Below are 25,634 nucleotides of genomic sequence, written 5' to 3' on the forward strand. Positions count from 1 at the left end.
CCCCCTTCGTTCAACTGCCCTGGTGAGCCCGACTCGTTCGGAGTCAGAATACGCGACCGGCTTGCTCGGACTGAAATTTATGCCCTACGTTCGGTGACGTAACGAGCGCACTGCGGAAGCGCACCGCAGGGTCATGCGGCGATGCCACCGTGCGTGAAATCCCTTCCACCACCCCGGAGTTGATGACGCATGCCCGAAACCTGGGACTACACGCTCTCCGTCCCCAACGACCTCAGAGCGGTCACTGTCTGCCGCCGCACCCTCCGCCTGATCCTGACGATGCACGGCCTGATCGGCCTCGCCGACACGGCGGAACTGCTGGCGGCGGAGCTGGTGTCGAACGCCGTACGGCACACGAAGGGGCCGGCGGCGTTGAGGGTCCGGCGCTCCAGGGAGGGGGTGGTGTGGATCGGGGCGTGGGATGCGGATCCCGTGCCTCCGGAGCCGCCTGGGTCGTTGGAGGGGGTGACGGGCCTCGAAGAGGCGGGGCGGGGGTTGGGGCTGGTGGTGGCGTGTGCCGACTGCTGGGGCTGGCAGCCGTCCGCTCGGTTCGGGGAGCGGGGCAAGTACGTGTGGTGTGAGTTGGGGGTGGCGTGATGGTGGGGACGACGCACGAGTCGTTGCACCGGATCTTCCAGAAGGATCCGGGGCTGCTGACCAAGGCCTTGCAGAAGGTGCTGGGTGTCGAGTTTCCCGAGCCTCGGGAGATCGCGGCGATGAACGTGGACCTGACGGAGATCGAGCCGGTCGAGCGTCGGGTGGACACGTTGCTGCGGGCGGAGACGGAGGAGAAGACGTATCTCCTGGTCGTCGAGTCGCAGGGAAAGACGGACGACCGGAAACGGGGGAGCTGGCCGTACTACCTCGCATACCTGCATGAGAAGTACCGGTGTGAGCCGGTACTGATCGTGATCACGCAGAGCAGTGCGACGGCGAAGTGGGCGTCACGCCCCATCCAGCTGGGCTTCCCGGGGTGGGAGTCGCTGATCGTGCGTCCGTTGGTGTTGGGGCCGGACAACGTGCCGATGATCGCTGATGAAGGGGAGGCGGTGGCGGATCCATCCCTTGCGGTGCTGTCGGCCATGACGCACGGCAAGGGGAGGAACGCGGCGGCCATACTGGAATCGGTGGCAGCCGCCCTGAAGACCCTTGACAGTGACAGTGCCGCGGCCTTCGCGCAGTTCGTCGACTCGTGCCTGGCTGATTCCCGGGCGAAGCAGATGTGGAGGGACCTGATGACGGACATCCAGTACTTCTGGCGGCATCCGCTGGCGGAGCAGGTGCGGGAGGAAGGGCGCGAGGAAGGGCGGGCCGAGGCCAAGGCCGAGACGGTTCTCCAGATCTTGGAGTGGCGCGGGATTCCGGTGAGCCTGTCCGTTCGCGAGCGGGTGACGGCCTGTACGGAGTTGGACCGGCTGGAGGTCTGGGCCCGGCGTGCGCTCCAGGTCGCGGATTCCGCGGAGCTGTTCGTCGAGGAATGAAGAAAGGCCCGCACCGGGGAAGGTGCGGGCCGATCTCCCCTGGAGCGGACGTTCAGGGCTCGGGTCAATGGGCCGGTGAAAGTCCGTTCCGCAGGCGGCGGCTGACGGAAAGGGGTGTGTCAGGCCGCTGCCTCGGGGTCCTTGGCGAGGCGCGGGGCGGGAACCGTGTCCTGCACCTCCGGGTAGTGGCAGGCGGTCAGGTGACCGGCCTTGTTGCCGTCGGCCTGGACCAGCGGCGGGGCCTCCGTCGCGCACTTCTCCGTGGCCTTCCAGCAACGGGTGCGGAAGCGGCAGCCGGACGGCGGGTTGATCGGCGACGGCACGTCTCCGACCAGGCGGATGCGCTCGCGCGGCTCCGCCTCCACCGTCGCCTCGGGTACGGCGGACAGCAGGGCACGGGTGTAGGGGTGGCGCGGGTTGTCGTACAGGTCCTCGCGATCGGCGATCTCCACGATCTTACCGAGGTACATGACCGCGACGCGCTGTGAGAAGTGCCGCACGATCGCGAGATCGTGGGCGATGAAGACGAACGCGATCCCGAGTTCCTTCTGGACCTTCTGGAGAAGGTTGACCACCTGGGCCTGGATGGAGACGTCGAGGGCCGAGACGGGCTCGTCGGCGACGATCAGCTTCGGTTCGAGGGCCAGGGCCCGGGCCACGCCGATGCGCTGGCGCTGGCCGCCGGAGAACTCGTGCGGGAAGCGGTTGTAGTGCTCGGGGTTGAGGCCGACGATTTCGAGGAGCTCACGGACGCGGTTCTCGCGGCCGCCCGCCGGGTTGATGCCGTTGATCTCCATCGGGCCGGAGATGATCTTGCCGACGGTGTGGCGGGGGTTCAGCGAGGCGTACGGGTCCTGGAAGATCATCTGGATCTCGGAGCGGACCGGCGCCAGTTCCCGGCGGCTGGCGTGGGTGATGTCCTGGCCCCGGTAGCTGACCTTGCCGGCGGTCGGCTCCAGCAGGCGGGTGATCAGCCGGCCGGTCGTCGACTTGCCGCAGCCGGACTCGCCGACCAGACCCAGGCTCTCGCCCTCGGAGACCTGGAAGTCCAGCCCGTCCACGGCCTGGACCGCGCCGACCGTGCGCCGGATCGGGAAGCCGCCCTTGATCGGGAAGTGTTTGGTCAGCCCGGAGACGTCCAGGAGGGGAGTGGTGTTGCTCATGGTGGTGAAATCCCGTCTCTTGTACGTCAGTGGCCCTTGGCCGCGGCCAGGTCGGCGAGGTGCTCGGTCCGCTGCTCCTGGGTCAGGTGGCAGGCGCTGCCCCGGCCGTCCGCGATCTGCAGGACCGGGCTCTCCGTGGCGCACCGGTTGCCGCCGACCTTCTCGGCGAAGGCGCAGCGCGGGTGGAAGCGGCAGCCGGAGGGCGGGTTGAGGAGCGAGGGCGGGGAACCCGGGATCGGGTTCAGCGGGACGTCCACCGGGCCGTCCAGGCTCGGCATGGAGCCCAGCAGACCCCAGGTGTAGGGGTGCTGCGGGCTGCGCAGCACCTCCTCCTTCGTGCCGCGCTCCACGCACCGGCCGCCGTACATGACCAGCACCTCGTCGGCGATGTCCGCGATCACGCCCAGGTCGTGGGTGATGAAGATGATCGCGGTGCCGAACTCCTGCTGGAGGTCCTTGAGGAGGTCCATGATCTGGGCCTGGACCGTCACGTCGAGCGCGGTGGTCGGCTCGTCGGCGATCAGCAGCTCGGGGTCGCAGACCAGGGCCATGGCGATCATCGCGCGCTGGCGCATACCGCCGGAGAACTCGTGCGGGTAGTTGTCCACCCGGCTCTCCGGCTGCGGGATCCCGACCCGCCGGAGCATCTCGATCGCCCGCTCCCGGGCCTCCTTCTTGGAGGCGCCCTTGTGCTTGCGGTACACCTCGCCGATCTGCGCACCGATGGTGTGGTACGGCGACAGCGAGGCCAGAGCGTCCTGGAAGATCATCGCCATCTTGTTCCCGCGGAGCTTCTCCAGCGTCTTCTCCGGAGCGCCGTTCAGCTCCTGGCCGTCCAGCTCGATGGAGCCGTCGACCGTGGTGCTGTCCGGGTGGTGCAGTCCCAGGATGGTCAGGTTGGTGACCGACTTGCCGGACCCCGACTCGCCCACGATGCCGAGCGTCTTGCCGCGCATGAGGTCGAAGGAGAGGCCGTCGACGGCCTTGACGACGCCGTCCTCGGTCGAGAAGTGCACCTTCAGATCCTTGACGGACAGGAAGGGCTGCTGATCGGTGCTCGTCACGGGGACGCTCCAGAGGGGGTGATGCGGGGGGTAGCGAGGGGTAGCGAGGGCGGTGCGGGGTCAGGCGAGCCGGATCCGCGGGTCGATCAGCGCGTAGACCGCGTCGACGACGATGTTGGCGATGACCACGAAGGACGCCGTGATCACCATGACGCCGAGCAGCATGGGCAGGTCGTTCGTCGTCACGGACTTCACCGACAGCATGCCGATGCCCTGCAGGCTGAAGGTCTTCTCGGTGATCATCGCGCCGCCGAGCAGCACACCCATGTCGATGCCGAAGATGGTGACGATCGGGCCCATGGCACCGCGCCAGGCGAAGCGGAAGAAGACCTTGCGCGCGGACATGCCCTTGGCGCGGGCCGTGCGTACGTAGTCCTCCGAGAGCGTCTCGACCAGTTGGGAGCGCGTCATACGGGTGTAGTTGGCGGTCCAGATGAGCGCCAGCACCAGCCACGGCAGCAGCAGGCCGTTGAACCAGGAGACCGGGTTGCTGGTGAAGTTCGTGTACGACGGCTGGTCCAGGATGTGGAACTGGTACACGAAGAAGTACAGGGCCAGCGTGCCCACGAAGTAGATCTGCATCGACGAGGCGATGAGCGAGGCGCTGCTGGCGATCTTGTCGGTGGCCTTGCCCTGCTTGACGGCGGCGAGCATGCCGGCGCCGATACCGAAGATGAGGAAGACCACGGACGAGCCGATGGCCAGCGAGAACGTCGTCGGGAACCGGTCGAGGATCGTCGAGAGGACGGGCTCGCGGTTCACGAACGAGTAGCCCAGGCAGGGCGCGTTGCAGTGGCCGAAGGAGGAGTAGTCCCGTCCCACGAAGATGGCCGAGAGCCAGTGCCAGTACTGGACCGGCAGCGGCTCGTCGATCCCCATGTTGTGGCGGATCAGCTGGAGCGTCTCCGGGGTGCAGAGCTTGCCGCAGGCGATCCGGGCCGGGTCGCGCGGCACCGCGTAGAAGAGCATGAACGTGATCACGCTGATGATCAGCAGCGTGACCACGGCGCCGAGGAGCCGGCGGACGAGGAAGCGAAGCATGGGGGTGGCTTTCCTGGGAGGGCCGTCGTGTGGAGCGGGCCCGACCGGGGGTGACCCGGGGGGTCCGGTGGACGAGCCGAGGGTGGGGCGGCCGGAGCCGCCCCACCTCTCAGGTGATGGATCAGGCCTTGACGTACAGCTTGTAGAGCATGCAACCGTCGAAGTTCGGGTCCATCTTCACGTTGCCGAGCTTGGAGCCGTGCAGGTACAGACGGCGCATGTAGACGTCCGGGATGAACGCGCCGGTCTCGGTGACCTGCTTGTCCAGGGCGGCCCACAGGGCGTTGGCCTTGTCGTTGTCGGTCTCGGCGGTGGCGGCCTTGATGGCGGCGTCCACGGCCGGGTCCTTCAGGTGCGAGTAGTTCGAGCCGCCGTCGGTGATGTTGGAGCTGTCGAACAGCGGCTGGAAGACCGAGTAACCGGTCGGCCAGTCGGAGGACCAGCCACCCCAGTAGATGTCGTACGGGTTGGCGACCTTGCCGGTCTGGTCGTACCAGGTGGTCGAGTCGATGCCCTTGGTGACCACGTCGAAGCCGGCCGCCTTGAGGGCGTTCTCGATGACGACCTTGATCTTCGCCTGGGTGTCGTCCTGCTGGTACGCGTAGACGATCTTGGCGCCGGTCTTGCCGGCCTTCTCCAGGATCTTCTTCGCGGCCGCCGGGTCGCCCGCCGGGTTCTTCAGCTTGCCCCAGACGTCCTGCGACTTGTAGCCGGCGACGAGCGGGCTCATGATGCCGGTCGCGTAGTCACCGCGGACCGAGCCACCCTGCAGCTGACGGATCGCGGCGGTCGGCCAGGCCTTGATGATGGCCTCGCGGACGTCCTTGTCGGCGATCCGGGTGGTGTTGATCCAGTACACGCTGACGCCGCTGCTCAGACCCTGGAAGATGCGGTCCTTGGCGTCGGTCTGCGCCTTCTGGACGCGCTCCTGCGGGATGGTGCGCCAGGAGACGGCGTACTGGTCGTTGCCGGAGTCGGCCAGCAGCCGGTCGATCGCGGTGAGCTGCTCGATACCGAAGGAGAAGTCGAACTCGTCAGGGTAGGCGTTGCGGATCGGGTCCGTGTCGGCGTCCCAGTGCTCGTTGCGGACGAGGACCATCGACTTGTCGGTGACGTGCGACTTCACCTTGTAGGGGCCGTTGGAGAACGGCTTCTTGTCGTAGTCCTGCTTGGTGTCGTGCTTGACCGGGGTCGGGGCGTACGACTGCATCGCGACGACGTAGTTGAAGTCGGGGCGGGCCTCGGCGAGGTGGAAGGTGATGGTCTTCCCGCTCGTCGTGATCGACTTCAGGTGCTTGTTCGAGTACGGGCCCGAGTAGGACTTGCGGTAGTCCGTGGAGCCGGTCAGCCACGTCTGGACGTACATGGCGCCCTCGGTGATGTAGCTGGCGAAGGCACGCTCGAAGCCGTGGCGGACGTCGTCGACGGTGACGTCGGAGCCGTCCTCCCACTTGACGCCGTCCTTCAGGGTGAAGGACCAGGTCTTGCCGCCGTCCTTCATGGTGCCCGTGTCGGTGGCGAGGTCGCCGACGAGGGTCTGGGAACCGTCGTCCGCGATCTTGTAACCGGTCAGGGTGCGGTTGATGACGATGACCCCGAGGGAGTTCCAGGCGTAGTAGACGCGCTGCGGGTCGAGGTGCGAGAAGTCGTCGTCGTTCAGAAGGTAGACCTTGCCGCCCTTCTTCGCGCCGGTGACCTCGGGAGCCGGGCCCTTGGAGTCCTCCGCCGTGCCGATCTTGACCGTCGTGGTCTGCGCCTTGGCGGCCTCCTGCTTGCCGCCGCTGCTGCCGCCGCTGCTGGAGTCACCGCTGCTGCACGCGGTCAGCACGGAGCCCGCCGCGGCCGCGACACCGGTGGCTATCAGGAAGTTTCTGCGCGAGAAGGACATCGCAATCCTGCCTAGGTGAGAGTTGATGAGAGAAGTCCGGCACCCGGCGTCTTTGCCGTGGTCCTGAAGAGGGCCGGACGGTCAGCGCTTGGTCTTCGGGTCGAGGGCGTCACGCACCGAGTCGCCGAGGAGGTTGAACGCCAGCACGAAGATCACCATCGCGAGGCCCGGGAAGAGCAGGAAGGTGATGTCGTCCTGGTAGTACTTGGCGGCATTGCCGATCATGACGCCCCAGTCGGGGGTCGGGTCCTGGATGCCGACGCCGAGGAACGCGAGTCCCGCCTCCGTGGTGACCATCAGCGGCAGGTTGAGGGTCGCCTGGATGAGGATCGGAGTCCACAGGTTGGGCAGCAGTTCCTTGAAGATGATGCGTGCCGGGGACGCGCCCGTGACCTTGGCCGCCTCGACGAACTCCCGCTCTCGCAGCGCCAGCACCTGGCCGCGCAGCAGGCGGGCGATGGAGGCCCAGCCGAAGACCGTAAGCAGGCCGATGAGGCAGGCGACGATGAGCCAGGTCGGCGTGTTCTCCTCGGGCGTCACGAACAGGGCGAGCACCACGGGCGTGAAGGCCACGAAGAACAGCTGGGAGGGGAACGCCAGCAGGATGTCGATCACACGGCCGATGAACCAGTCCGTCTTGCCGCCCGCGTAGCCGGCCGTGATGCCGACCACCACACCGATGACCACCACGAGCAGCGTGATGGCGGTGGCGATCAGCAGGGAGTTGCGGATCCCGTACAGCAGGAACGTGAAGATGTCGCGGCCCAGCTGCGGCTCGATGCCGAACCAGAAGTCGCTGCTGATGCCGCCGTTCGGCTTGACGGGGAAGCTGTTGTCCCCGAGCAGGCCGGGCGTGTTCAGCCCGTACGTCGTGTACGGATCCTTGCCGTACAGCTTGGCGATGAGCGGAGCGGCCAGGGCGATCACGAAGAAGAAGATCACGATGACCGCGGATATGACGCCCGTGCGGTCCCGCTTGAAACGGCGCCACGCGAGCTGTCCCGGCGACCTGCTCTCGTTGCCCTTCGAGCCGTCAGAAGTGATCGACTTCTTCTCGGTCTCGTCGGTCACCTCGAGCGGGGCAGCCGCGGATGGAGTTGGGGGGGTCATGGTGCTCCTGGCCCAAGGGAGGGTCTGATGACTCCGCAGGGCACACTCCCCTACGGGCTACGCCGGACTTTTTCAACGCAATTCATTCAAGGTCAATAAATTCTCGGTCGACTTGGGGTTCTCTTTACTTTCTTTGCCTGGTCTTGACCATTCCGTAGCTACGCGGGTAGCGCCTTGTGATCGCACCGTGCTTTAGTTCGGGCGAACTGCGCGAAACGGGCAATGAGTTCGTTATGCGGACGCGAGGGTGCCGAAATGCGTACATCGGCGGGCCGCAATCCAACGTTTCGGCATCGTTACGCGGAGATCCATTGCGTCGCCGCCCCAAGATCCCCGGAGGGCTCCAGAGGGCCTGTCTGCAATCGGGTGACGTGTCCCTCTAAAGGTCGTCATGGGGTCCTCGCAAGGCCTCCGTTCGGCGCACCGGGTGAGCGGTATCGGCCGATTGTGTCGATATTGACCGGTAACGGATCACCCTTCACGGAGGAGGCACGCCATGCGTTCAGCCACGCCCGCCCGATGGGCGGCCTGCGCGGTGGTGACGGCGCTCGCCGCCACGGCCTGCGGGGGCGGCGGCAGCAGTGGTGGCGGAGGCGGCAGCGGTGTGCTCAGCTCCTCCTGGGGCGACCCGCAGAACCCCCTGGAGCCGTCCAACACCAACGAGGTCCAGGGCGGCAAGGTCCTCGACATGATCTTCCGGGGCCTGAAGAAGTACGACCCGAAGACCGGCCAGGCCCAGAACATGCTCGCCGACAAGATCGACACGAGCGACTCGCAGAACTTCACGATCACCCTCAAGGACGGCTGGACCTTCTCCAACGGCGAGAAGGTCACCGCCAAGTCCTTCGTCGACGCCTGGAACTACGGGGCGAGCCTCAAGAACAACCAGAAGAACGCCTACTTCTTCGGCTACATCCAGGGCTACGACAAGGTCCACCCGGACACCGGCACCCAGACCGCCGAGATCCTGAGCGGACTCAAGGTCCTCGACGACAAGACCTTCACCGTCCAGCTGAACCAGAAGTTCTCCGGCTTCCCCGACACCCTCGGCTACGCGGCCTTCGCCCCGCTGCCCCAGTCCTTCTTCACCGACCACGCCGGCTGGCTGAAGCAACCGGTCGGTGACGGGCCGTACAGCATCGACTCCTACACCAAGGGCTCACAGATGGCCCTGAAGAAGTGGGCCGGCTACCCCGGTGCCGACAAGGCGCAGAACGACGGGGTGACCCTCAAGGTCTACACGGACAGCGACACCGCCTACACCGACCTGATCGCCGGCAACCTCGACCTCGTCGACGACGTGCCCGCCTCGCAGCTGAAGAACGTCAAGAACGACCTCGGTGGTCGTTACATCAACACCCCGGCCGGGATCATCCAGACGCTCGCCTTCCCCTACTACGACAGCGCCTGGAACCAGAGCGGATCGGCGAAGGTCCGCACCGGCCTCTCCATGGCCATCAACCGGAAGCAGATCACCGACACCATCTTCCAGAACACCCGCACCCCGGCCACCGACTGGACCTCGCCGGTGCTCGGCGCCGAGGGCGGCTTCAAGGAGGGGCTGTGCGGGAGCGCCTGTGACTACGACCCGGCCCAGGCCAAGAAGCTCGTCCAGGAGGGCGGAGGACTGCCCGGCGGACAGCTCAAGATCACGTACAACGCCGACACCGGCTCGCACAGGATGTGGGTGGACGCCGTGTGCAACTCCATCAACAACGCGCTCGGCAACGACAAGGCGTGCGTCGGGAACCCGGTGGGCACCTTCGCCGACTTCCGCAACCAGATCGGCCAGCACAAGATGACCGGCCCGTTCCGCGCGGGCTGGCAGATGGACTACCCGCTCATCCAGAACTTCCTCCAGCCGCTCTACTACACCAACGCCTCCTCCAACGACGGCAAGTGGTCCAACAAGGACTTCGACAAGCTCGTCGACCAGGCCAACGCCGAGACCGACACCGCCAAGGCCGTGTCCACCTTCCAGCAGGCCGAGGGGGTCGTCCGCGACAACATGGCGGCCATTCCGCTCTGGTACCAGAACGGCAGCGCCGGCTACTCGGAGCGGCTGTCGAACGTGGCCCTCAATCCGTTCAGTGTTCCGGTCTACAACGAGATCAAGGTGAGCTGAGCCGGCATGGGACGCTATGTCGTCCGGCGGCTGCTCCAGATGATCCCGGTGTTCGTCGGGGCCACGCTGCTGATCTTCCTGATGGTCAACGTCATGGGCGACCCGATCGCCGGGCTGTGCGGCGAGCGCGCCTGCGACCCGGCGACCGCCGCCCAGCTGAAGAAGGAGTTCGGCCTCGACAAGCCGGTGTGGCAGCAATACCTCACCTATATGGGGAACGTCTTCACCGGCGACTTCGGTACGGCGTTCAACGGGCAGCCGGTCACCGAGCTGATGTCCACCGCGTTCCCCGTCACCATCCGGCTGACGATCGTGGCGATCCTCTTCGAGATCGTCATCGGCATCACGCTCGGCGTGCTCACCGGTCTCAAGCGCGGGCGGCCGGTCGACACCGGCGTGCTGCTGGCCACCCTGGTCGTCATCTCCGTACCGACCTTCGTCACCGGTCTGCTGCTGCAGCTCCTGCTCGGCGTGGAGTGGGGCTGGATCAAACCGTCCGTCTCCCCGGAGGCCACCTTCGGCGAGCTGATCGTGCCGGGACTCGTGCTCGCCTCCGTGTCCCTCGCGTACGTGACGCGACTGACCCGCACCTCCATCGCGGAGAACAAGCGGAGCGACTACGTCCGTACGGCCGTCGCCAAGGGGCTGCCGCGCCACCGGGTCATCACCCGGCATCTGCTGCGCAACTCCCTCATCCCTGTGGTCACGTTCATCGGCACCGACATCGGCGCGCTGATGGGCGGCGCCATCGTCACCGAGCGGATCTTCAACATCCACGGCGTCGGCTACCAGCTCTACCAGGGGATCCTGCGGCAGAACACCCAGACGGTGGTCGGCTTCGTGACCGTCCTCGTCCTCGTCTTCCTGGTGGCCAACCTCCTCGTCGACCTCCTCTACGCCGTACTCGACCCGAGGATCCGCTATGCCTGAGCAGCCGTTCGAGCCCGACCGGGCGATCGCGGGCACCGGCGCGGGCGGGGCGATGGACCTCGCGACGAGCGAGGCCGAGACGCTGGAGCGGACACCGGGAGGACCGCTCGGCACCGGCCCGGCGGCCAAACCGCGCTCGCTGTGGTCCGACGCCTGGCGGGACCTGCGCCGCAACCCGGTCTTCATCATCTCCGCGCTCGTCATCCTCTTCCTGGTCGTCATCTCCCTGTGGCCCTCGCTCATCGCCTCGGGCAGCCCCCTCAAGTGCGACCTCTCCAAGGCCCAGGAGGGCTCCCAGCCGGGCGCGCCCTTCGGATACGACGGGCAGGGCTGCAACGTCTACACCCGGACCGTCTACGGGGCCCGTACGTCCGTCACGGTGGGCGTCTGCGCCACGCTCGGGGTCGCGCTGTTCGGGTCGGTGCTCGGCGGGCTCGCCGGGTTCTTCGGCGGTGGCTGGGACGCGATCCTGTCCCGGATCACCGACGTGTTCTTCGCGATCCCGGTCGTCCTCGGCGGTCTCGTCCTCCTCTCCGTGGTGACCAGCAACACGGTCTGGCCGGTCATCGGGTTCATGGTGCTGCTCGGCTGGCCGCAGATCTCCCGGATCGCCCGCGGCTCGGTGATCACCGCCAAACAGAACGACTACGTCCAGGCCGCCCGCGCCCTCGGCGCCTCCAACGCGCGGATCCTGCTGCGGCACATCGCGCCCAACGCGGTGGCCCCGGTGATCGTCGTGGCGACCATCGCGCTCGGCACCTACATCGCGCTGGAGGCGACCCTGTCGTACCTCGGCGTCGGCCTGAAGCCGCCCAGCGTCTCCTGGGGCATCGACATCTCCGCCGCCTCCCCGTACATCCGCAACGCCCCGCACGCGCTGCTGTGGCCCTCCGGGGCCCTCGCGCTCACCGTCCTGGCCTTCATCATGCTCGGCGACGCGGTGCGCGACGCCCTCGACCCGAAGCTGAGGTGAGCGCCGCCGTGCTGCTCGAAGTGCGCGACCTGCACGTGGAGTTCCGGACCCGGGACGGCGTCGCCCATGCCGTGAACGGCGTCTCCTACGCCGTCGACGCGGGGGAGACGCTGGCCGTGCTGGGCGAGTCGGGGTCCGGCAAGTCGGTGACCGCCCAGGCGGTGATGGGGATCCTGGACATGCCGCCGGGGCGGATCGGCGGGGGCGAGATCCTCTTCCAGGGGCGGGACCTGCTGAAGCTGAAGGAAGAGGAGAGGCGGAAGATCCGGGGCGCCGGGATGGCGATGATCTTCCAGGACGCGCTGTCGGCGCTGAACCCGGTGCTGAGCGTGGGCGACCAGCTCGGCGAGATGTTCGTCGTGCACCGGGGGATGTCGAAGAAGGACGCGCGGGCCAGGGCCGTCGAGCTGATGGAGCGGGTGCGGATCCCGGCCGCCGCCCAGCGGGTGCGGGACTATCCGCACCAGTTCTCCGGGGGCATGCGCCAGCGCATCATGATCGCCATGGCGCTGGCCCTGGAACCGGCGCTCATCATCGCCGACGAGCCGACGACGGCCCTGGACGTGACCGTCCAGGCCCAGGTCATGGACCTGCTCGCGGAGTTGCAGCGCGAGTACCACATGGGGCTGATCCTCATCACCCACGACCTCGGCGTGGTCGCGGACGTCGCCGACCGGATCGCCGTGATGTACGCGGGACGGATCGTCGAGTCGGCACCCGTGCACGACATCTACAAGGCGCCGGCGCACCCCTACACGCGCGGGCTGCTCGACTCCATTCCGCGGCTGGACCAGAAGGGCCAGGAGCTCTACGCCATCAAGGGCCTGCCACCCAACCTCCTGCACATCCCTCCGGGGTGCGCCTTCAACCCGCGCTGCCCCATGGCCCAGGACGTCTGCCGCACCGACGAACCACCGCTGTACGAGGTGGATCAACACCGGGGCAGCGCCTGTCACTTCTGGAGGGAGTGCCTCAATGGTTGACGCCGTGGTTGAGCCGATCCTGGAAGTGAGTGGACTGGTCAAGTACTACCCGTTGACCCAGGGCATCTTGATCAAGAAACAGGTGGGCTCCGTCAAGGCCGTTGACGGTGTCGACTTCACGCTCAACAAGGGAGAGACCCTCGGCATCGTCGGGGAGTCCGGCTGCGGCAAGTCGACCATCGCCAAGATGCTCGTCCACCTCGAACGGCCGACGGCGGGGTCGATCAGGTACAAGGGCCAGGACATCACCAAGCTGGGCGGACGGGCGCTGAAGGCGGTCCGCCGCAACATCCAGATGGTGTTCCAGGACCCCTACACCTCCCTCAACCCCCGGATGACCGTGGGCGACATCATCGGCGAGCCGTACGAGATCCACCCGGAGGCGGCCCCCAAGGGCGACCGGCGCCGGCGGGTCCAGGACCTGCTGGACGTCGTCGGTCTCAACCCCGAGTACATCAACCGCTATCCGCACCAGTTCTCCGGCGGCCAGCGGCAACGCATCGGCATCGCGCGCGGGTTGGCGCTGCGCCCCGAGGTGATCGTCGCCGACGAGCCGGTCTCCGCCCTCGACGTGTCCGTGCAGGCCCAGGTGATCAACCTGCTGGACCGGCTCCAGAAGGACTTCGACCTGTCGTACGTCTTCATCGCGCACGACCTGTCGATCGTGCGGCACATCTCGGACCGGGTCGGGGTGATGTACCTCGGACGGATCGTGGAGATCGGCAAGGACGAGGAGATCTACGACCACCCGACCCACCCCTACACCCAGGCGCTGCTCTCCGCGGTGCCGGTACCGGACCCGGAGGCGCGGGAGCACCGGGAGCGGATCATCCTGAGCGGGGACGTGCCGTCGCCGACGAACATCCCGTCCGGGTGCCGGTTCCGGACCCGGTGCTGGAAGGCGCGGGAGCGGTGCGCCGTGGAGGTGCCGCTGCTTGCGGTCCCGGAGGAGTTCCGGCTCGCGTCGGGGCCGGCGGCCCATGACTCCGCCTGCCATTTCGCGGAGGAGAAGCAGGTGGTGCCACCGGAGGAGCCGGCTCAGGAGGCGCCGGACGATCTTGGTGACGGGGGTGTGTAGCGGGGCATATCCGGGCCAATCGCGTTAACACGCAGGCAACTTCTCCGACCCGGTCTCGATATACGGACGCGGCACTCTAATGAGCGTACGGCCGTGCGGGTGCCGTAAACGGGCCGGGGCGCGCCATGTCGCCCCGGCCCGTTGCCGTACCCCTAGCCGACGAGCCCCAGTGACCTCTTCAGGAAGTCGAGCTGGAGCAGCAGCAGGTTCTCCGCCACCTGTTCCTGCGGGGTCATGTGCGTGACGCCCGAGAGTGGCAGCACCTCGTGCGCGCGGCCCGCCGCGAGCAGGGCCGAGGAGAGCCGGAGCGAGTGGGCCACCACCACGTTGTCGTCCGCCAGGCCGTGGATGATCATCATCGGGCGGTGCGGGTCGGCCGCGTCGACCAGGCCCTCGTCGTCGATCACGGAGTTGCGGCGGTAGACCTCCGGCTGCTCGGCCGGGTTTCCGAGGTAGCGCTCCTGGTAGTGGGTGTCGTACAGGCGCAGGTCGGTCACCGGGGCGCCGACCACCGCCGCGTGGAAGACGTCCGGGCGGCGCAGGGCCGCGAGGGCGGCGAGGTAGCCGCCGAAGGACCAGCCGCGGATCGCCACCCTGGCGAGGTCCAGGGGGAAGTCGGCGGCGAGCGCCTGGAGCGCGTCGACCTGGTCCTCGAGGACGGTCGCCGCAACCTCGTCCTTGATGGACTTCTCCCAGGCCGGGGAGCGGCCGGGGGTGCCCCGGCCGTCGGCGACGATCACCGCGAAGCCCTGGTCGGCGAACCACTGCGAGGTGAGGTGGGCGTTGTGCGCGGCGACCACCCGCTGGCCGTGCGGACCGCCGTAGGGGTCGAGCAGAACCGGAAGGGGAGTGTCCCCGTGGTAGTCCCGTGGCATAAGCACGGCGCACGGAATTCGGCGTGCGCCCCCCTCGGTGAGCGTCACGCGCGGGGACAAACCGGGATCTTCGGCGTACGACGTGACAGTGGCGACGGCCTTTCCGTCACTCAGCACCTGGACGCGCGCGCCTGGACGGTCCAGGGCGGCGGACACCAATACGGTCACGCCCCCGGCGCGCACCGCCGTGTGCACGCCAGGCTCCTGTGACACGCGCTCCACGCCGAGTTCGTTGACCCGGTAGACGTGCACCTCGCCGATCTCGGGGGACTCGGCCTCCTCGCCGGCGGACGCGGAAACCAGCACGTCATCGGCGGTCACGTCGAGCACCGCACGGATGTGCAACTGGGCTCCCGTGAGCGGTCGTTCACCCACCGCGAGCACCCGGGCCCCACCCTCGTCGGCGATCCGCACCAGCTGTCCTGAGGGGCTCCAGCAGGGCACTCCTGCGAACAATTCAAGCCATGTTGGATCTTCGTCGGCATGCACCATCCGGGTCGCCCCCGACCCCGGGTCCACGGCGAGGAACAGCTGGCTGCGCTGGTCGCGCGCCTGTACGAGCAGTAGCGGTGCACCCGCCTCTGACCAGTGCACATGCGCCACATACGGATAGCGCGCCCGGTCCCAGGAGATCTCCGTGCGCTCCCCGTCCAGGCTCTGGACGAACAGCCGTACGTCCGCGTTCGCGGTGCCCGCCGCCGGGTAGGCGACATGATGTGGCTCACGCTCGGGGTGGGCGGGGTCGGCGATCCACCACCGCCGTACCGGCGTGTCGTCCACGCGCGCCACGAGCAGCCGGTCGGACCGGGGGGACCACCAGAAGCCGCGCGAACGGCCCATCTCCTCGGCCGCGATGAACTCGGCCAATCCATAGGTGACCTGTTCCGACTCCGGCTCCGCCAGCGCCCGGTCGCCCTCGCCCTCGGCGCCCACCACCCGCAGGGCGCCCTCCGCGACGTACGCGACATGGCGGCCGTCGGGGGACGGACGGGGGTCGATCACCGGTCCGGGGACGGTGAGTTCGCGTGCCGTGCCGGCCCTGAGCTCCGCCGTGAAAAGCCGCCCTGACAAGGCGAAAGACGCCAGCTCCAGGGCCGCGTCGGTGGCATAGCCGACGATGCCGGCGCCGCCCTCGCGGCTGCGTTCACGTCGGGCCCGCTCCTGTGGCGAGAGGTGCTCCTCGGTGCCGTCGAGCAGGGCGCGGGGGTCCGCCGCGAGGCGCTCCCGGCCCTCCGGTACATCGAGAACCCACAGGGAGTTGGCCCGGTCCGTACCGGAACCCGAGCGCAGAAACGCCACGCGGGAGCCGTCGGGGGCCACGGTGAACGCGCGCGGCGCGCCGAGCGTGAAACGCTGGGTGCGGGCGTGGCGGCGGGGGAATGAGACAGCCTCGGTCGTCATGCCCCGACCATATTGGCCATGCGCCCCCTTGTGCGGCCGTGCGCCGAGCGATGCGCGAGCACGCATAGTTATGATCACTACCGCTGAGTGGGTATGAACCTGCTGGCTTGAGCATGGAATTGCTGTACCGATCTACAACCCCCATACCCGAACCCCCCGCGTCCCTGGGATCTTTGGAGGTGAGCCGCCGTGGCACTCTCGATTTCGGCGGTGGTGCTGCTGGCGATCATCGTCTTCTTGTTGATCAAGAAGTCAGGTCTGAAGGGCGGCCATGCGGTTGTCTGTGTCCTACTCGGCTTCTATCTCGCCTCGTCGACGATCGCGCCGACGATCAGCGATCTGACGACCAACGTGGCCAGCATGATCGGCAGCATCAAGTTCTGACCCCGGCCGGTCGGGCGCCGGGGCTGCGCGGCACTGTCGGTGTCGTTTCGTAGGGTGGGGCCATGACGGAAGACCCTGCCCGGCGCCTGCTGCTCGTGCACGCACACCCGGACGACGAGTCGATCAACAACGGCGCCACCATGGCCCGCTACGCGGATCAGGGCGTCCATGTGACGCTGGTCACCTGCACGCTCGGCGAGGGCGGCGAGGTCATCCCGCCCGAGCTGCGGCATCTGACCGGCCCCGCCCTGGGCGAGTACCGGCTGGGCGAGCTCACCGCCGCCATGGGCGCACTCGGCGTCGGCGACTTCCGGCTGCTCGGCGGCCCCGGCCGCTACCGCGACTCCGGGATGATGGGCCTGCCCGGCAACGACGTGCCCGGCTGCTTCTGGCAGGCCGACCTCGACGAGGCCGCCGGACACCTGGTCGAGGTCATCCTGGAGACCCGCCCCCAGGTCCTCGTCACCTATGACGACAACGGCGGATACGGCCACCCGGACCACATCCAGGCCCACCGGGTCGCCATGCGGGCCGTCGCCCTGGCCGCTGAGGCCGGCCATCGCGTCCCCAAGGTCTACTGGAACCGCGTGCCGCGCTCGGTCGCCGAGGCCGCCTTCGCCCGGCTCCAGGACGAGCTGCCGGGGCTGCCCTTCGACAAGCCCGCCGCCGTCGACGACGTACCGGGCGTGGTCGACGACCACCGGATCACCGCCGAGATCGACGGCACCGCGTACGCCACCGCGAAGACCGCCGCGATGGCCGCCCACGCCACCCAGATCGAGGTGGCGCCCGGCGGGGCACCCTGGTTCGCGCTGAGCAATGAGCTGGCCCAGCCCGTATTCACCACCGAGTACTACGAGTTGGCGGTCGGCGAGCCGGGCGCGGCGCGCGAGACCGATCTCTTCGCCGGTATCGGGGAGGCGTCATGAGTTCCGCCGGACGTGGATCGATGCTCGCGCAACCGTTGCAGGCGCCCTCCGCCGGGCGGGTCGCCGCCCTGATCGGGCTGATCGTGCTCGGCGCCGTGGTCGGCGCCGCCGGAGCCCTGGTCCAGGCCGGCTGGTTCCCGGGCGGGCTGCTGCTCGCCCTGGCCGGTGCCGCCGGGCTCTTCCTCGGCGGCTCCCGGGTCACGGGCAGCCGCGGCGGGGCCGTGGCGCCCGCCGCCGGCTGGGTCGTCGCCGTCATCTTCCTCACCGCCAGCCGGCCCGAAGGGGACTTCCTGTTCGGCGCGGGAGTGGGCTCGTACCTCTTCCTGCTCGGCGGCATGGCGCTGGCTGTGATCTGCGCCACAATGGGTTTGGGGCGGCAACCCGACGCCGACGACGCCCGACTTGGCAAGTGACGTACCACTTCGCCATGGGGCGCACGTGCGAGTCCGGTGTGGGTTTCCCCAGCGGTCATGGGATAAGCGCCAGATGTGGCCAGTATGGTGGTGCGCGCCGCCGAGCCGCCCTCGCAAGGTCGCCACGGGCGGTGGAGCCAACCGGGAGAACCTGCCTTGAGTCGTGAAACTGACACTCCGTCCTCCGGACCCAACGGGCGCGGCGGAGCCGCATACCCCTCGGGCACGCCGCCGTACGGGACCCCCATGGTTTCCGACGACGGTACGGACGCGAGCCGTTCGGCCGCGCAGCCGGAGGAGCGCAAGACCGAGACCACGCTGACGACCCGGATCCGGATCAACATCCCCGGATCCCGGCCGATTCCGCCCGTGGTCGTCCGTACCCCCGTCACGGACGCGGCCGAGGCCGGCGTGAGTGAGGAGACGGGCACGCACGCGATGCCGGCGGCCCCCGCCATGGCCAACGGCACCACCGAGCCGCCCGCCGCCGATCCGGCGCCCGCGCCCGCCCCCGACGAGAAGGCCAGCGACTGGTTCGCGCCCCGCAAGTCCGGCCCCGCCAAGGGCCCTCAGCGCGGCGGCGCCACCAACGGCGCCGGTACGCCCGGCACTTCGCCCGCCGCCCCGCCGAGCGGCCCGGCGGCCCCGGGCGGTGCGCGTCCGGGCGTCGGCCGTCCCGGCGGTGTCGTCGGCTCCATGAGCGTGCGGCCCGGTGCCACGAACGGCGCGGGGCTGCCCACCGGCGCGACCGGCGGCCCGGTGGCCCCCGGGCACGGTGGCGGCACCGGCTCCTTCGACGTGACCGAGGCGCTCGCCGCGGGCCCGCTGGGCGGCTCCCGGGGCGGCGCGCAGGGCGGCGGCGAGACCCGCCGCGACGAACTCCCGTACTTCTCCGACAACGGCGGCCAGAACGGTGCCCCGGCCGGCCCCGGGGCGCCCGGCGGCGGCCCGGCCGGTCCCGGCGGCCCCAGCGGCTTCAACGGCCCCGGCCTGCCCGGCGGCCCCGGCGGCCCGCAGGGCCCGGCGGGCCCCACCGGCGGCCCGGTCACCGGCGACGGCCCGTTCGTCCCGCCGGCCACCGGCGGCGAGCCCTTCGGCCGCGGTGAGCCCTTCGGCGCGCCGAACGGCACCGGCCGCCCGGGCGTCGGCCCCGCCGCCCGCCCGGGCGCCCAGGCCGGACCCGGCGCGCGCACCGCCCCCGCCGGTGCCGGCCTCGGCCCCGGCGGCGGCCTGAGCGACGACACCGCGATCCTCACCCCGCAGAAGCCCGCCCCCGAACCGGGCACGCCCGGCTACGGCGCACCGGCGGACAACGTCTCCGGCCACACCGTCACCAGCGGCATCCCGGTCGTCCCGCCGGGCGCCGGCTCCCCGTTCGCGCCGGGCGCGCCCGGCGACGGGCCGCTGCCGCACACGCCCCCGAAGCTGCCCGAGCCGGTCTCGCCGCCGCCCGCCGGGTCCAAGGGGAAGGCCAAGGCCAAGAAGAAGCGGAGCAAGCTGCCGCTGCTCGTCGGTGTCGTGGTGGTCGCCGGCCTCGGCGTCTACGGCGCCGGGCTGCTGATGAACCACTCCGACGTGCCCAAGGGCACCACCGTGCTCGGCGTCGACATCGGCGGCGGCACCCGCGACGACGCCGTCAAGAAGCTCGACGACGCCTTCGGCAAGCGGGTCAACCAGCCGCTGAAGCTGTCCGTCGACGGCAAGACCGTCTCGCTGCCGCCGGACCAGGCGGGCCTGCAGTTCGACATGCAGAACACGGTCGAGGCCGCCGCCAAGAGCGACTACAACCCGGTCTCCGTGATCGGCTCCCTGTTCGGCCAGAAGCGGGTCGTCGCCCCCGTCATGCCGGTCGACGAGGAGAAGCTCCAGGCCGCCCTCAAGGACCTCGGCGGCAGCTCCGGCTCCGTCACCGAGGGCACCATCAAGTTCACCTCCGGCAAGGCCGTCGCGGTCTACGGCAAGGCGGGCAAGGGCATCGACGCGGCCGGCTCCACCAAGGCGATCGAGCAGGCGTACGAAACGATGGTCGAGACCGGCACCGCCTCCGCGGTGAGCGTCCCGACGACCACCGTGCAGCCGACGGTCTCCAACGCGGAGGTCGACCGCGAGATGAAGGCGTTCGCGGAGCCTGCGATGTCCAAGAACGTCATTGTGCAGACCGACGCGGTGCACAGCATTCCGTTCGGTGCTCTGTCCCTGCCGAAGATCCTCAGTTTCAAGGCCATCGACGGCAAGCTCGTGGAGACGTACAACCTAGAGGCGCTCAAGAAAGCGTACGGCAGCACCTTCGACGGCGTACTGATCACCCGAGCCACGGGACAGAAGACGGCCGTCACGCCGCAGGATGTCGTTTCCGCGCTCCGCAAGGCCCTGGTCGGCAAGACGGCGGCGGAGCGCATCGGAGTCATCGACACCAACCCGAACTGACGCTTCGCAACGGGGTGTCCGGTGCTCGCCGGGCACCCCCTTCTTTGTGGTCCGCGATCTGCGTCAGCGGTGCCGATCGGCTTCTAATTAAAGAGAGTTGAGCCTGTGAACAGTGCTACGGTGCTTCGGCTCGCTGCAAGATCAACGTCGTTTCGGTAACCGACTCGGACAGGAATCTGCATGCACTCGATCCGTCGCGCCATGGTCTTCCTCTCCAGCTTGCTCATGCTCGCCGGAGCCGGTTTGTTCCTCGCGTCCCCGGCGCAGGCCGCCACCTCGTGCTCTGGCACCATCACCTACGACGGGACCGTCTCCCGCAGCGGCAGCGTCATAGGTGAGCTGGTCATCTACTACAACAGCAGTAACGGCGGCACCAACAGCGCCTGCTTCTACCACCGCGGTGTGTCCTACGGCGTCGCGGCCTCCACCTCCGTGCAGATACTCCGGTGCTCGCAGACGTCGGGCACAGGCGACGCCTGTCATATAGCCGCCACGTCGCCCGTGGACCAGGGTTCCTACTCCTACCAGGCTGGTCCGGTCGGAGTGACCGGTACAGCGAACTACTGTGTCTCGGCGATCGGAGACGTCTGGTGGGGCGGTAAGGACTACTACGTGGACAGCGGCACGCGAGGATGCTGATCAGCGTGTCCTGAGGAATGGAGCCCAGGGGGCGCCCGGTACCCGCCGGGTGCCCCCTCTTGTCGTGTCAGGTGCTCCTCATGACATCTGTCATGCGGCTCTCCGGACGGTCGGCACTGCCCCCGGCCCCGCCCTCGCCGCCAGCATGGACGCATGACAACGACAGCGGCGACGACGGCCACCGGGACCCCGGTGGTGGTCGGGTTCGAGCAAGTGAGCAAGACCTACGGGAACGTGCGGGCCGTCGACGGGCTCTCGCTGCGGCTGCACCCGGGGGAGACCGTGGCCCTGCTCGGGCCCAACGGCGCGGGCAAGTCGACCACGCTCGACCTGCTGCTCGGCCTCAAGCAGGCCGACGCCGGCACGGTCAGCGTCTTCGGCACGAGCCCGCGCGAGGCCATCGTCGCCGGACGGGTGGGCGCGATGCTGCAGAGCGGCGGCCTGATGGACGAGGTCACCGTGCGCGAACTGGTCAAGCTCGCCTGCGACCTGCACCCGAAGCCGTACAAGGTCGCCGACGTCCTTGCCCGCGCGGGCATCTCGCAGATCGCCGACCGCAAGGTCAACAAGCTCTCCGGCGGCCAGTCCCAGCGCGTCCGCTTCGCCCTCGCCACCGCCGGTGACAGCGACCTGATCGTCCTGGACGAGCCGACCACCGGCATGGACGTCTCCGCCCGCCAGGCGTTCTGGGCGACCATGCGGGAGCAGGCCGACCAGGGCCGTACGGTCCTCTTCGCCACCCACTACCTCGAAGAGGCCGACGCCATCGCCGACCGGGTGCTGGTGCTGCACCGGGGCCGGCTGCTCGCCGACGGGACCGCCGCCGAGATCAAGGCGAAGGCGGGAGCGCGGCGGATCTCCTTCGACCTGGAGGGCGAGATCGACGAGGCGCCGCTGCGGGCGCTGCCCTTCCTCACGGTCATCGACGTCAGCGGCCAGACCGTCCGGATGCAGTCGTCCGACGCCGACGCCACCGTCCACGCGCTGTACGGCCTCGGCGTCTACCCCCGCAACCTCGAAGTCGCCGGGCTAGGCCTGGAGCAGGCGTTCGTCGCCATCACGGAGGCCGAGGAGGCCAAGCAGTCATGAACGCGCTCATCAAGCTGGAACTCGCCCGCGCCCTGCGCAACCGCAAGTTCCTGTTCTTCTCGGTGATCTACCCCTCGATCATCTTCCTGCTGGCCGCCGGCCAGGGCGGCACCGGCGGCACCGTCGACAACTCCGGCCTGTCCGTCGCCGCCTACGTCATGGTCTCCATGGCCTCCTTCGGCGCCCTCACCGCCGTCCTGATGGGCAACAGCGAGCGCATCGCCAAGGAGCGCGAGAGCGGCTGGGTACGACAGCTGCGGCTGACGACCCTGCCCGGCCGCGGCTACGTGCTGGCGAAGACGGCGAGCGCGGCCGTGGTCAGCCTGCCGTCGATCGTCGTCGTCTTCCTGGTCGCCGCGACCGTGAAGGACGTACGGCTGGACGCCTGGCAGTGGCTGGCGCTCACCGGCGCGATCTGGGCCGGCAGCCTGGTCTTCGCCGCGCTCGGCGTCGCCATCGGGTACCTGGCGAGCGGCGACGCGGTCCGCCCGATCACGATGATCACCTACTTCGGCCTGTCGATCCTCGGCGGCCTGTGGTGGCCGTCCTCCTCCTTCCCGACCTGGCTCCAGGACATCGCGAAGTGGCTGCCCACGCACGCGTACGCTGCCCTGGGGCGGGCCATCGAACAGAGCCAGGCCCCCAAAGCCCAGGACATCGCCATCCTCGTCGTCTTCTTCGCCCTCTTCGTCGGCGGCGCGGCCTGGCTGTACCGGAAGGACACGCTGAAGGCGTGAGCACCATGACGGAAGACCTGCGGTCCGAGGACGAAGCCCGGGCGGACCGGCTGGTGCGGATCGGCCAGCCGCCCCGCAGCCGGGGCGAGGCGATGCGCAAACTGGTGTGGATCCTGCCCTGGCTGTTCTTCCTCGCCTCCCCGGCGCAGGACCTGGCCTCCGGCCACCACTCCACCGGGGCCACGGCGGCCGGCTGGGCGGGTCTGACGGCCTTCGTCGGGATCTACCTGACCATCGTCTTCCGCTCCATGGGCAGGCCCTTCCGGGGCGGGATCGTCACCGCCGCGATCGCCGTGGAGTGGACGCTCGCGGTCACCCTGGCCTTCAGCCTCGGCGGCTCCTGGTTCGGCCTGTTCGTGTACGTCTCCGTGATGTGCGGAGTGACCTTCCCGCTGCGGGTCGCCTACTGGACGATCCCGCTGACCACCGCCGCCATGATGGGGGCGGGCTGGTACCACCACGACACGGACGAGGCCTGGGGCCTGTTCCTCGTGGTGCTCCTGGTCGGCTTCTCCATGACCGGCGTACGGCAATTCGTCGCCACCACCGTCGAGTTGCGCAAGGCTCGCGCCCGGGTCGCCCAACTGGCCGCCAACGAGGAGCGGTTGCGCCTCGCCCGCGACCTGCACGACCTGCTCGGCCACTCGCTCTCCCTCATCACCCTGAAGAGCGAGCTGGCCGGCCGGATGCTCCCCGACCACCCCGACAAGGCGGCCCAGCAGGTCTCCGACATCGAACAGGTCAGCCGCCAGGCCCTGGTGGACGTCCGGGAGGCCGTCACCGGCTACCGGCGGCGCCGGCTCGCCGCCGAACTGGCCGGTGCCCAGGTCGCCCTGACCGCCGCGGCGGTCACCGCCGAGGTCCCGGTCGACCCCGACCTCACCGGCGTATCCGAGGACTGCGAGGCGGCGCTCGCCTGGGCGCTGCGCGAAGCGATCACCAACGTCGTACGGCACAGCGGCGCGAGCGTCTGCACGGTCGAGCTGCTGCGCCGTCAGACCCTGGACGGGCTGGTCCTCGAACTCGCCGTCGAGGACAACGGATCCGGCGGCTCGGGCAAGGGCCCCGGCAACGGTCTCACCGGGCTCACCGAACGCCTGGAGAAGACGGGCGGCACGCTGGAGGCGGGCCGGGTGAAGCGCGGTTTCCGGCTGGTCGCCCGGGTGCCCCTCGCCTCCGGCCTGGCCGTAGGATCCGGTGCATGAGCAGCACGATCAAGGTCCTCCTCGCCGAGGACCAGTCGATGGTCCGCGAGGCACTGGCGGCCCTGCTGGGACTCGAGGACGACATCGAGGTCGTGGCCCAGGTCGCGCGCGGCGACGAGGTGCTGGCCGCGGCCCGGGCGAACGACATCGACGTCGCCCTGCTCGACATCGAGATGCCGGGCTGCACCGGCATCGAGGCGGCCGCCCGGCTCCACGAGGCGCTGCCCGCGGTGAAGCTGGTCGTCCTCACCACCTTCGGCCGTCCCGGCTACCTGCGCAGCGCGATGGAAGCGGGCGCCGACGCCTTCCTCGTCAAGGACGCCCCCGCCGCCCAACTCGCCCAGGCCGTCCGCAAGGTCCTCGCCGGCGAACGCGTCATCGACCCCACCCTCGCGGCAGCGGCCCTGGCCGAGGGCGCCAACCCCCTCACCGACCGCGAACGCGAGGTCCTCCGCGCGGCGGCCGACGGCTCCACCAACGCGGAGTTGGCAGCGGCGCTGCACCTTTCCCAGGGGACGGTACGGAACTACCTCTCGACGGCGATCCAGAAGCTGGCCGTCCGCAACAGGGCGGAAGCGGTCCGCATCGCGCGGGAGAAGGGCTGGCTGTAGGCCGGTTCGGGGGTTGCAGAGACCGGCGGTGACGTGTCGGCGCCGGCAGGGCAGCCAACCAAGGGGCGCGGGGCTGCATTCGATGTGCGGCTACCGCCGCGTGGGCGCGACCAGCCACAACGCACCCGCACGCGCCCCACCACACGCACCCCTACGGCGAACAGGCCCCCAACCCCCCTCAGTTGAGACGAGCCCGAGCCGCCCGCGCCTCCCCCCGCACCTTCTCCGCCGCCCCCTCGTCGACGACGTCGATCAACCCCGCGTACTCCTCCAACTCCTCGGCCCCGTCGACGAAGTCACCCCGCTCGACCAGCAACCGCGCCCGCTCGTACCGCAGTCGCGCAGGATGCGACGGCAGCAGCAGCGAGAGGTCCACCGCCCACAGCCCCACCTCCGACCGCTCGGGACGGGCCGCCGCCCACGCCCGTACGTTGTTGAGGATTCGGCGTACGACGTCCAGGGGATCGGCCGGCTCCAGCATCGCCGGTTCCAGCGGCACCCCCGCCGCCCCCACCACCAGCATCTCCGCGTCCGCCCCGGTCAGCACCCGCCCCCCGTCGAACGGATCGGCCAGCACCTGCTCCGCCGCCGCACCGAAGCCGACCACGAAGTGCCCCGGCAGCGCGACGCCGGACACCGGTGCCCCGGCCCGCCGGGTGACCTCCAGCCACACCACGGACAGCAGGATCGGCAGCCCGCGCCGCCGCCGCAGCACCTCGTGCAGCAGCGAGGACTCCAGCCGGCGGTAGTCCGCGGCGGCGCCATGGAAACCGAACCGTTCGCCCAGCACCCGGCGCGCCGCCGCGGCCCAGTCGTGCGGCCCGCCCGGCCGGTACGGCAGCTGCCCGGCCAGCCGGTCCAGCTCCATCTGCGCGGCGTCGATCCCGTCCTCGTCGAGCGAGCCGTCGGCCGCCGCGCCCAGCAGCAGGCAGAGCATCGCCAGATCGGGCCGCTCGGACCGCGCCTCCTCGGCGAACCGCCCCCGTACCTCGGCGGCCCGCTCGGACGACGGCGGGCATGGATGTGGTCGACGGGAGTGCATAGCTGTCTCGTGCCCCTTCGGAATGATCCGTACCGCTGTGCCGCCC

The 25,634-nt window shown here is 69.3% G+C and carries 23 protein-coding genes; 16 read left to right on the forward strand and 7 right to left on the reverse strand.

Going from position 1 to position 25,634, the window contains the following annotated elements; translation table 11 throughout:
* The first annotated feature begins 189 nt into the window (after positions 1–189).
* The gene (locus tag ACFZDK_RS04095) at positions 190–597 is read left to right on the forward strand and encodes an ATP-binding protein (protein ID WP_390969513.1); all 408 of its coding nucleotides are present in this window, start codon (positions 190–192) and stop codon (positions 595–597) included.
* Complete coding sequence (locus tag ACFZDK_RS04100) at positions 597–1,481, forward strand: hypothetical protein (RefSeq protein WP_390969514.1); 885 nt, start codon at positions 597–599, stop codon at positions 1,479–1,481. The genes ACFZDK_RS04095 and ACFZDK_RS04100 overlap by 1 nt, the downstream gene beginning before the upstream one ends.
* A 119-nt stretch (positions 1,482–1,600) precedes the next feature.
* Here ACFZDK_RS04100 and ACFZDK_RS04105 read toward each other — a convergent pair whose 3' ends face one another.
* From ACFZDK_RS04105 to ACFZDK_RS04125, 5 genes are all read right to left on the reverse strand, one after another.
* Complete coding sequence (locus tag ACFZDK_RS04105; RefSeq protein ID WP_390969516.1) at positions 1,601–2,644, reverse strand: dipeptide ABC transporter ATP-binding protein; 1,044 nt, start codon at positions 2,642–2,644, stop codon at positions 1,601–1,603.
* Positions 2,645–2,670: 26 nt separating this feature from the next.
* Positions 2,671–3,708, reverse strand: a complete 1,038-nt coding sequence (locus ACFZDK_RS04110; RefSeq protein WP_390969518.1) for an oligopeptide/dipeptide ABC transporter ATP-binding protein — start codon at positions 3,706–3,708, stop codon at positions 2,671–2,673.
* A 60-nt stretch (positions 3,709–3,768) separates the two neighbouring features.
* The gene (locus tag ACFZDK_RS04115) at positions 3,769–4,749 is read right to left on the reverse strand and encodes an ABC transporter permease subunit (RefSeq protein ID WP_390969520.1); all 981 of its coding nucleotides are present in this window, start codon (positions 4,747–4,749) and stop codon (positions 3,769–3,771) included.
* 121 nt (positions 4,750–4,870) lie between these two features.
* Positions 4,871–6,637, reverse strand: coding sequence for an ABC transporter substrate-binding protein (locus ACFZDK_RS04120; RefSeq protein WP_390969522.1), 1,767 nt, complete (start codon positions 6,635–6,637; stop codon positions 4,871–4,873).
* Between the two features lie 81 nt (positions 6,638–6,718).
* Positions 6,719–7,708 (reverse strand): ABC transporter permease subunit, encoded by a 990-nt coding sequence (locus tag ACFZDK_RS04125; RefSeq protein WP_390969524.1) that lies wholly within the window; start codon positions 7,706–7,708, stop codon positions 6,719–6,721.
* 535 nt (positions 7,709–8,243) lie between these two features.
* Here ACFZDK_RS04125 and ACFZDK_RS04130 point away from each other — a divergent pair.
* From ACFZDK_RS04130 to ACFZDK_RS04150, 5 genes are read left to right on the forward strand one after another with little or no spacing between them, the layout of a single operon-like run.
* On the forward strand, positions 8,244–9,872 hold the full coding sequence (locus ACFZDK_RS04130) for an ABC transporter substrate-binding protein (protein ID WP_390969526.1): 1,629 nt from the start codon (positions 8,244–8,246) through the stop codon (positions 9,870–9,872).
* A gap of 6 nt (positions 9,873–9,878) precedes the next feature.
* Entirely contained in the window at positions 9,879–10,802 is a 924-nt protein-coding gene (locus ACFZDK_RS04135) for an ABC transporter permease subunit (RefSeq protein ID WP_390969528.1), read from the forward strand.
* Positions 10,795–11,775 (forward strand): ABC transporter permease subunit, encoded by a 981-nt coding sequence (locus tag ACFZDK_RS04140; RefSeq protein ID WP_390969530.1) that lies wholly within the window; start codon positions 10,795–10,797, stop codon positions 11,773–11,775. The genes ACFZDK_RS04135 and ACFZDK_RS04140 overlap by 8 nt, the downstream gene beginning before the upstream one ends.
* Before the next feature lie 8 nt (positions 11,776–11,783).
* The gene (locus ACFZDK_RS04145) at positions 11,784–12,758 is read left to right on the forward strand and encodes an oligopeptide/dipeptide ABC transporter ATP-binding protein (protein ID WP_390969532.1); all 975 of its coding nucleotides are present in this window, start codon (positions 11,784–11,786) and stop codon (positions 12,756–12,758) included.
* Entirely contained in the window at positions 12,751–13,836 is a 1,086-nt protein-coding gene (locus ACFZDK_RS04150; protein ID WP_390969533.1) for a dipeptide ABC transporter ATP-binding protein, read from the forward strand. Before ACFZDK_RS04145 ends, ACFZDK_RS04150 begins: the two co-directional genes overlap by 8 nt.
* 152 nt (positions 13,837–13,988) lie before the next feature.
* On the opposite strand, the gene ACFZDK_RS04155 is transcribed toward ACFZDK_RS04150, so the two are convergent.
* Positions 13,989–16,112: a prolyl oligopeptidase family serine peptidase gene (locus ACFZDK_RS04155; RefSeq protein WP_390969535.1), complete on the reverse strand. Its 2,124-nt coding sequence runs from the start codon at positions 16,110–16,112 to the stop codon at positions 13,989–13,991.
* Positions 16,113–16,301: 189 nt separating this feature from the next.
* Between ACFZDK_RS04155 and ACFZDK_RS04160 the strand changes: the two genes are divergently transcribed.
* The 9 genes from ACFZDK_RS04160 (at position 16,302) to ACFZDK_RS04200 (ending at position 24,546) form a co-directional block, all read left to right on the forward strand.
* Positions 16,302–16,496 (forward strand): hypothetical protein, encoded by a 195-nt coding sequence (locus tag ACFZDK_RS04160; protein WP_351745642.1) that lies wholly within the window; start codon positions 16,302–16,304, stop codon positions 16,494–16,496.
* 62 nt (positions 16,497–16,558) lie between these two features.
* Positions 16,559–17,425 (forward strand): N-acetyl-1-D-myo-inositol-2-amino-2-deoxy-alpha-D-glucopyranoside deacetylase, encoded by an 867-nt coding sequence (mshB, locus tag ACFZDK_RS04165; RefSeq protein WP_390969538.1) that lies wholly within the window; start codon positions 16,559–16,561, stop codon positions 17,423–17,425.
* The gene (locus tag ACFZDK_RS04170) at positions 17,422–17,838 is read left to right on the forward strand and encodes a DUF6113 family protein (protein ID WP_390969540.1); all 417 of its coding nucleotides are present in this window, start codon (positions 17,422–17,424) and stop codon (positions 17,836–17,838) included. Before mshB ends, ACFZDK_RS04170 begins: the two co-directional genes overlap by 4 nt.
* A 156-nt stretch (positions 17,839–17,994) precedes the next feature.
* Complete coding sequence (locus ACFZDK_RS04175; protein ID WP_390969542.1) at positions 17,995–20,265, forward strand: hypothetical protein; 2,271 nt, start codon at positions 17,995–17,997, stop codon at positions 20,263–20,265.
* A 180-nt stretch (positions 20,266–20,445) separates the two neighbouring features.
* Positions 20,446–20,904, forward strand: coding sequence for a hypothetical protein (locus ACFZDK_RS04180; protein WP_390969544.1), 459 nt, complete (start codon positions 20,446–20,448; stop codon positions 20,902–20,904).
* A 153-nt stretch (positions 20,905–21,057) separates the two neighbouring features.
* A complete protein-coding gene (locus ACFZDK_RS04185; protein WP_390969546.1) occupies positions 21,058–21,993 on the forward strand; it encodes an ATP-binding cassette domain-containing protein in 936 nt (311 codons plus the stop codon).
* The gene (locus ACFZDK_RS04190; RefSeq protein WP_390969548.1) at positions 21,990–22,730 is read left to right on the forward strand and encodes an ABC transporter permease; all 741 of its coding nucleotides are present in this window, start codon (positions 21,990–21,992) and stop codon (positions 22,728–22,730) included. Before ACFZDK_RS04185 ends, ACFZDK_RS04190 begins: the two co-directional genes overlap by 4 nt.
* A 5-nt stretch (positions 22,731–22,735) precedes the next feature.
* Positions 22,736–23,935 carry a histidine kinase gene (locus tag ACFZDK_RS04195; RefSeq protein ID WP_390970099.1) on the forward strand — a complete coding sequence of 400 codons (1,200 nt, stop codon included), beginning with the start codon at positions 22,736–22,738 and terminating at the stop codon, positions 23,933–23,935.
* On the forward strand, positions 23,932–24,546 hold the full coding sequence (locus tag ACFZDK_RS04200; protein WP_359226437.1) for a response regulator transcription factor: 615 nt from the start codon (positions 23,932–23,934) through the stop codon (positions 24,544–24,546). Before ACFZDK_RS04195 ends, ACFZDK_RS04200 begins: the two co-directional genes overlap by 4 nt.
* 178 nt (positions 24,547–24,724) lie before the next feature.
* On the opposite strand, the gene ACFZDK_RS04205 is transcribed toward ACFZDK_RS04200, so the two are convergent.
* A complete protein-coding gene (locus ACFZDK_RS04205; protein ID WP_390969551.1) occupies positions 24,725–25,588 on the reverse strand; it encodes a tetratricopeptide repeat protein in 864 nt (287 codons plus the stop codon).
* Positions 25,589–25,634: the final 46 nt, after the last annotated feature.

It is taken from the genome of Streptomyces sp. NPDC007901 (assembly GCF_042959465.1).
Classification (GTDB): domain Bacteria; phylum Actinomycetota; class Actinomycetes; order Streptomycetales; family Streptomycetaceae; genus Streptomyces.

Coding starts and splice junctions, on each gene's coding strand:
- ACFZDK_RS04095 (WP_390969513.1), top strand. CDS start 190: ATGCCCGAAACCTGGGACTACACGCTCTCCGTCCCCAACGACCTCAGA.
- ACFZDK_RS04100 (WP_390969514.1), top strand. CDS start 597: ATGGTGGGGACGACGCACGAGTCGTTGCACCGGATCTTCCAGAAGGAT.
- ACFZDK_RS04105 (WP_390969516.1), bottom strand. CDS start 2,644: ATGAGCAACACCACTCCCCTCCTGGACGTCTCCGGGCTGACCAAACAC.
- ACFZDK_RS04115 (WP_390969520.1), bottom strand. CDS start 4,749: ATGCTTCGCTTCCTCGTCCGCCGGCTCCTCGGCGCCGTGGTCACGCTG.
- ACFZDK_RS04120 (WP_390969522.1), bottom strand. CDS start 6,637: ATGTCCTTCTCGCGCAGAAACTTCCTGATAGCCACCGGTGTCGCGGCC.
- ACFZDK_RS04130 (WP_390969526.1), top strand. CDS start 8,244: ATGCGTTCAGCCACGCCCGCCCGATGGGCGGCCTGCGCGGTGGTGACG.
- ACFZDK_RS04135 (WP_390969528.1), top strand. CDS start 9,879: ATGGGACGCTATGTCGTCCGGCGGCTGCTCCAGATGATCCCGGTGTTC.
- ACFZDK_RS04140 (WP_390969530.1), top strand. CDS start 10,795: ATGCCTGAGCAGCCGTTCGAGCCCGACCGGGCGATCGCGGGCACCGGC.
- ACFZDK_RS04150 (WP_390969533.1), top strand. CDS start 12,751: ATGGTTGACGCCGTGGTTGAGCCGATCCTGGAAGTGAGTGGACTGGTC.
- ACFZDK_RS04155 (WP_390969535.1), bottom strand. CDS start 16,112: ATGACGACCGAGGCTGTCTCATTCCCCCGCCGCCACGCCCGCACCCAG.
- mshB (WP_390969538.1), top strand. CDS start 16,559: ATGACGGAAGACCCTGCCCGGCGCCTGCTGCTCGTGCACGCACACCCG.
- ACFZDK_RS04170 (WP_390969540.1), top strand. CDS start 17,422: ATGAGTTCCGCCGGACGTGGATCGATGCTCGCGCAACCGTTGCAGGCG.
- ACFZDK_RS04180 (WP_390969544.1), top strand. CDS start 20,446: ATGCACTCGATCCGTCGCGCCATGGTCTTCCTCTCCAGCTTGCTCATG.
- ACFZDK_RS04185 (WP_390969546.1), top strand. CDS start 21,058: ATGACAACGACAGCGGCGACGACGGCCACCGGGACCCCGGTGGTGGTC.
- ACFZDK_RS04190 (WP_390969548.1), top strand. CDS start 21,990: ATGAACGCGCTCATCAAGCTGGAACTCGCCCGCGCCCTGCGCAACCGC.
- ACFZDK_RS04195 (WP_390970099.1), top strand. CDS start 22,736: ATGACGGAAGACCTGCGGTCCGAGGACGAAGCCCGGGCGGACCGGCTG.
- ACFZDK_RS04200 (WP_359226437.1), top strand. CDS start 23,932: ATGAGCAGCACGATCAAGGTCCTCCTCGCCGAGGACCAGTCGATGGTC.
- ACFZDK_RS04205 (WP_390969551.1), bottom strand. CDS start 25,588: ATGCACTCCCGTCGACCACATCCATGCCCGCCGTCGTCCGAGCGGGCC.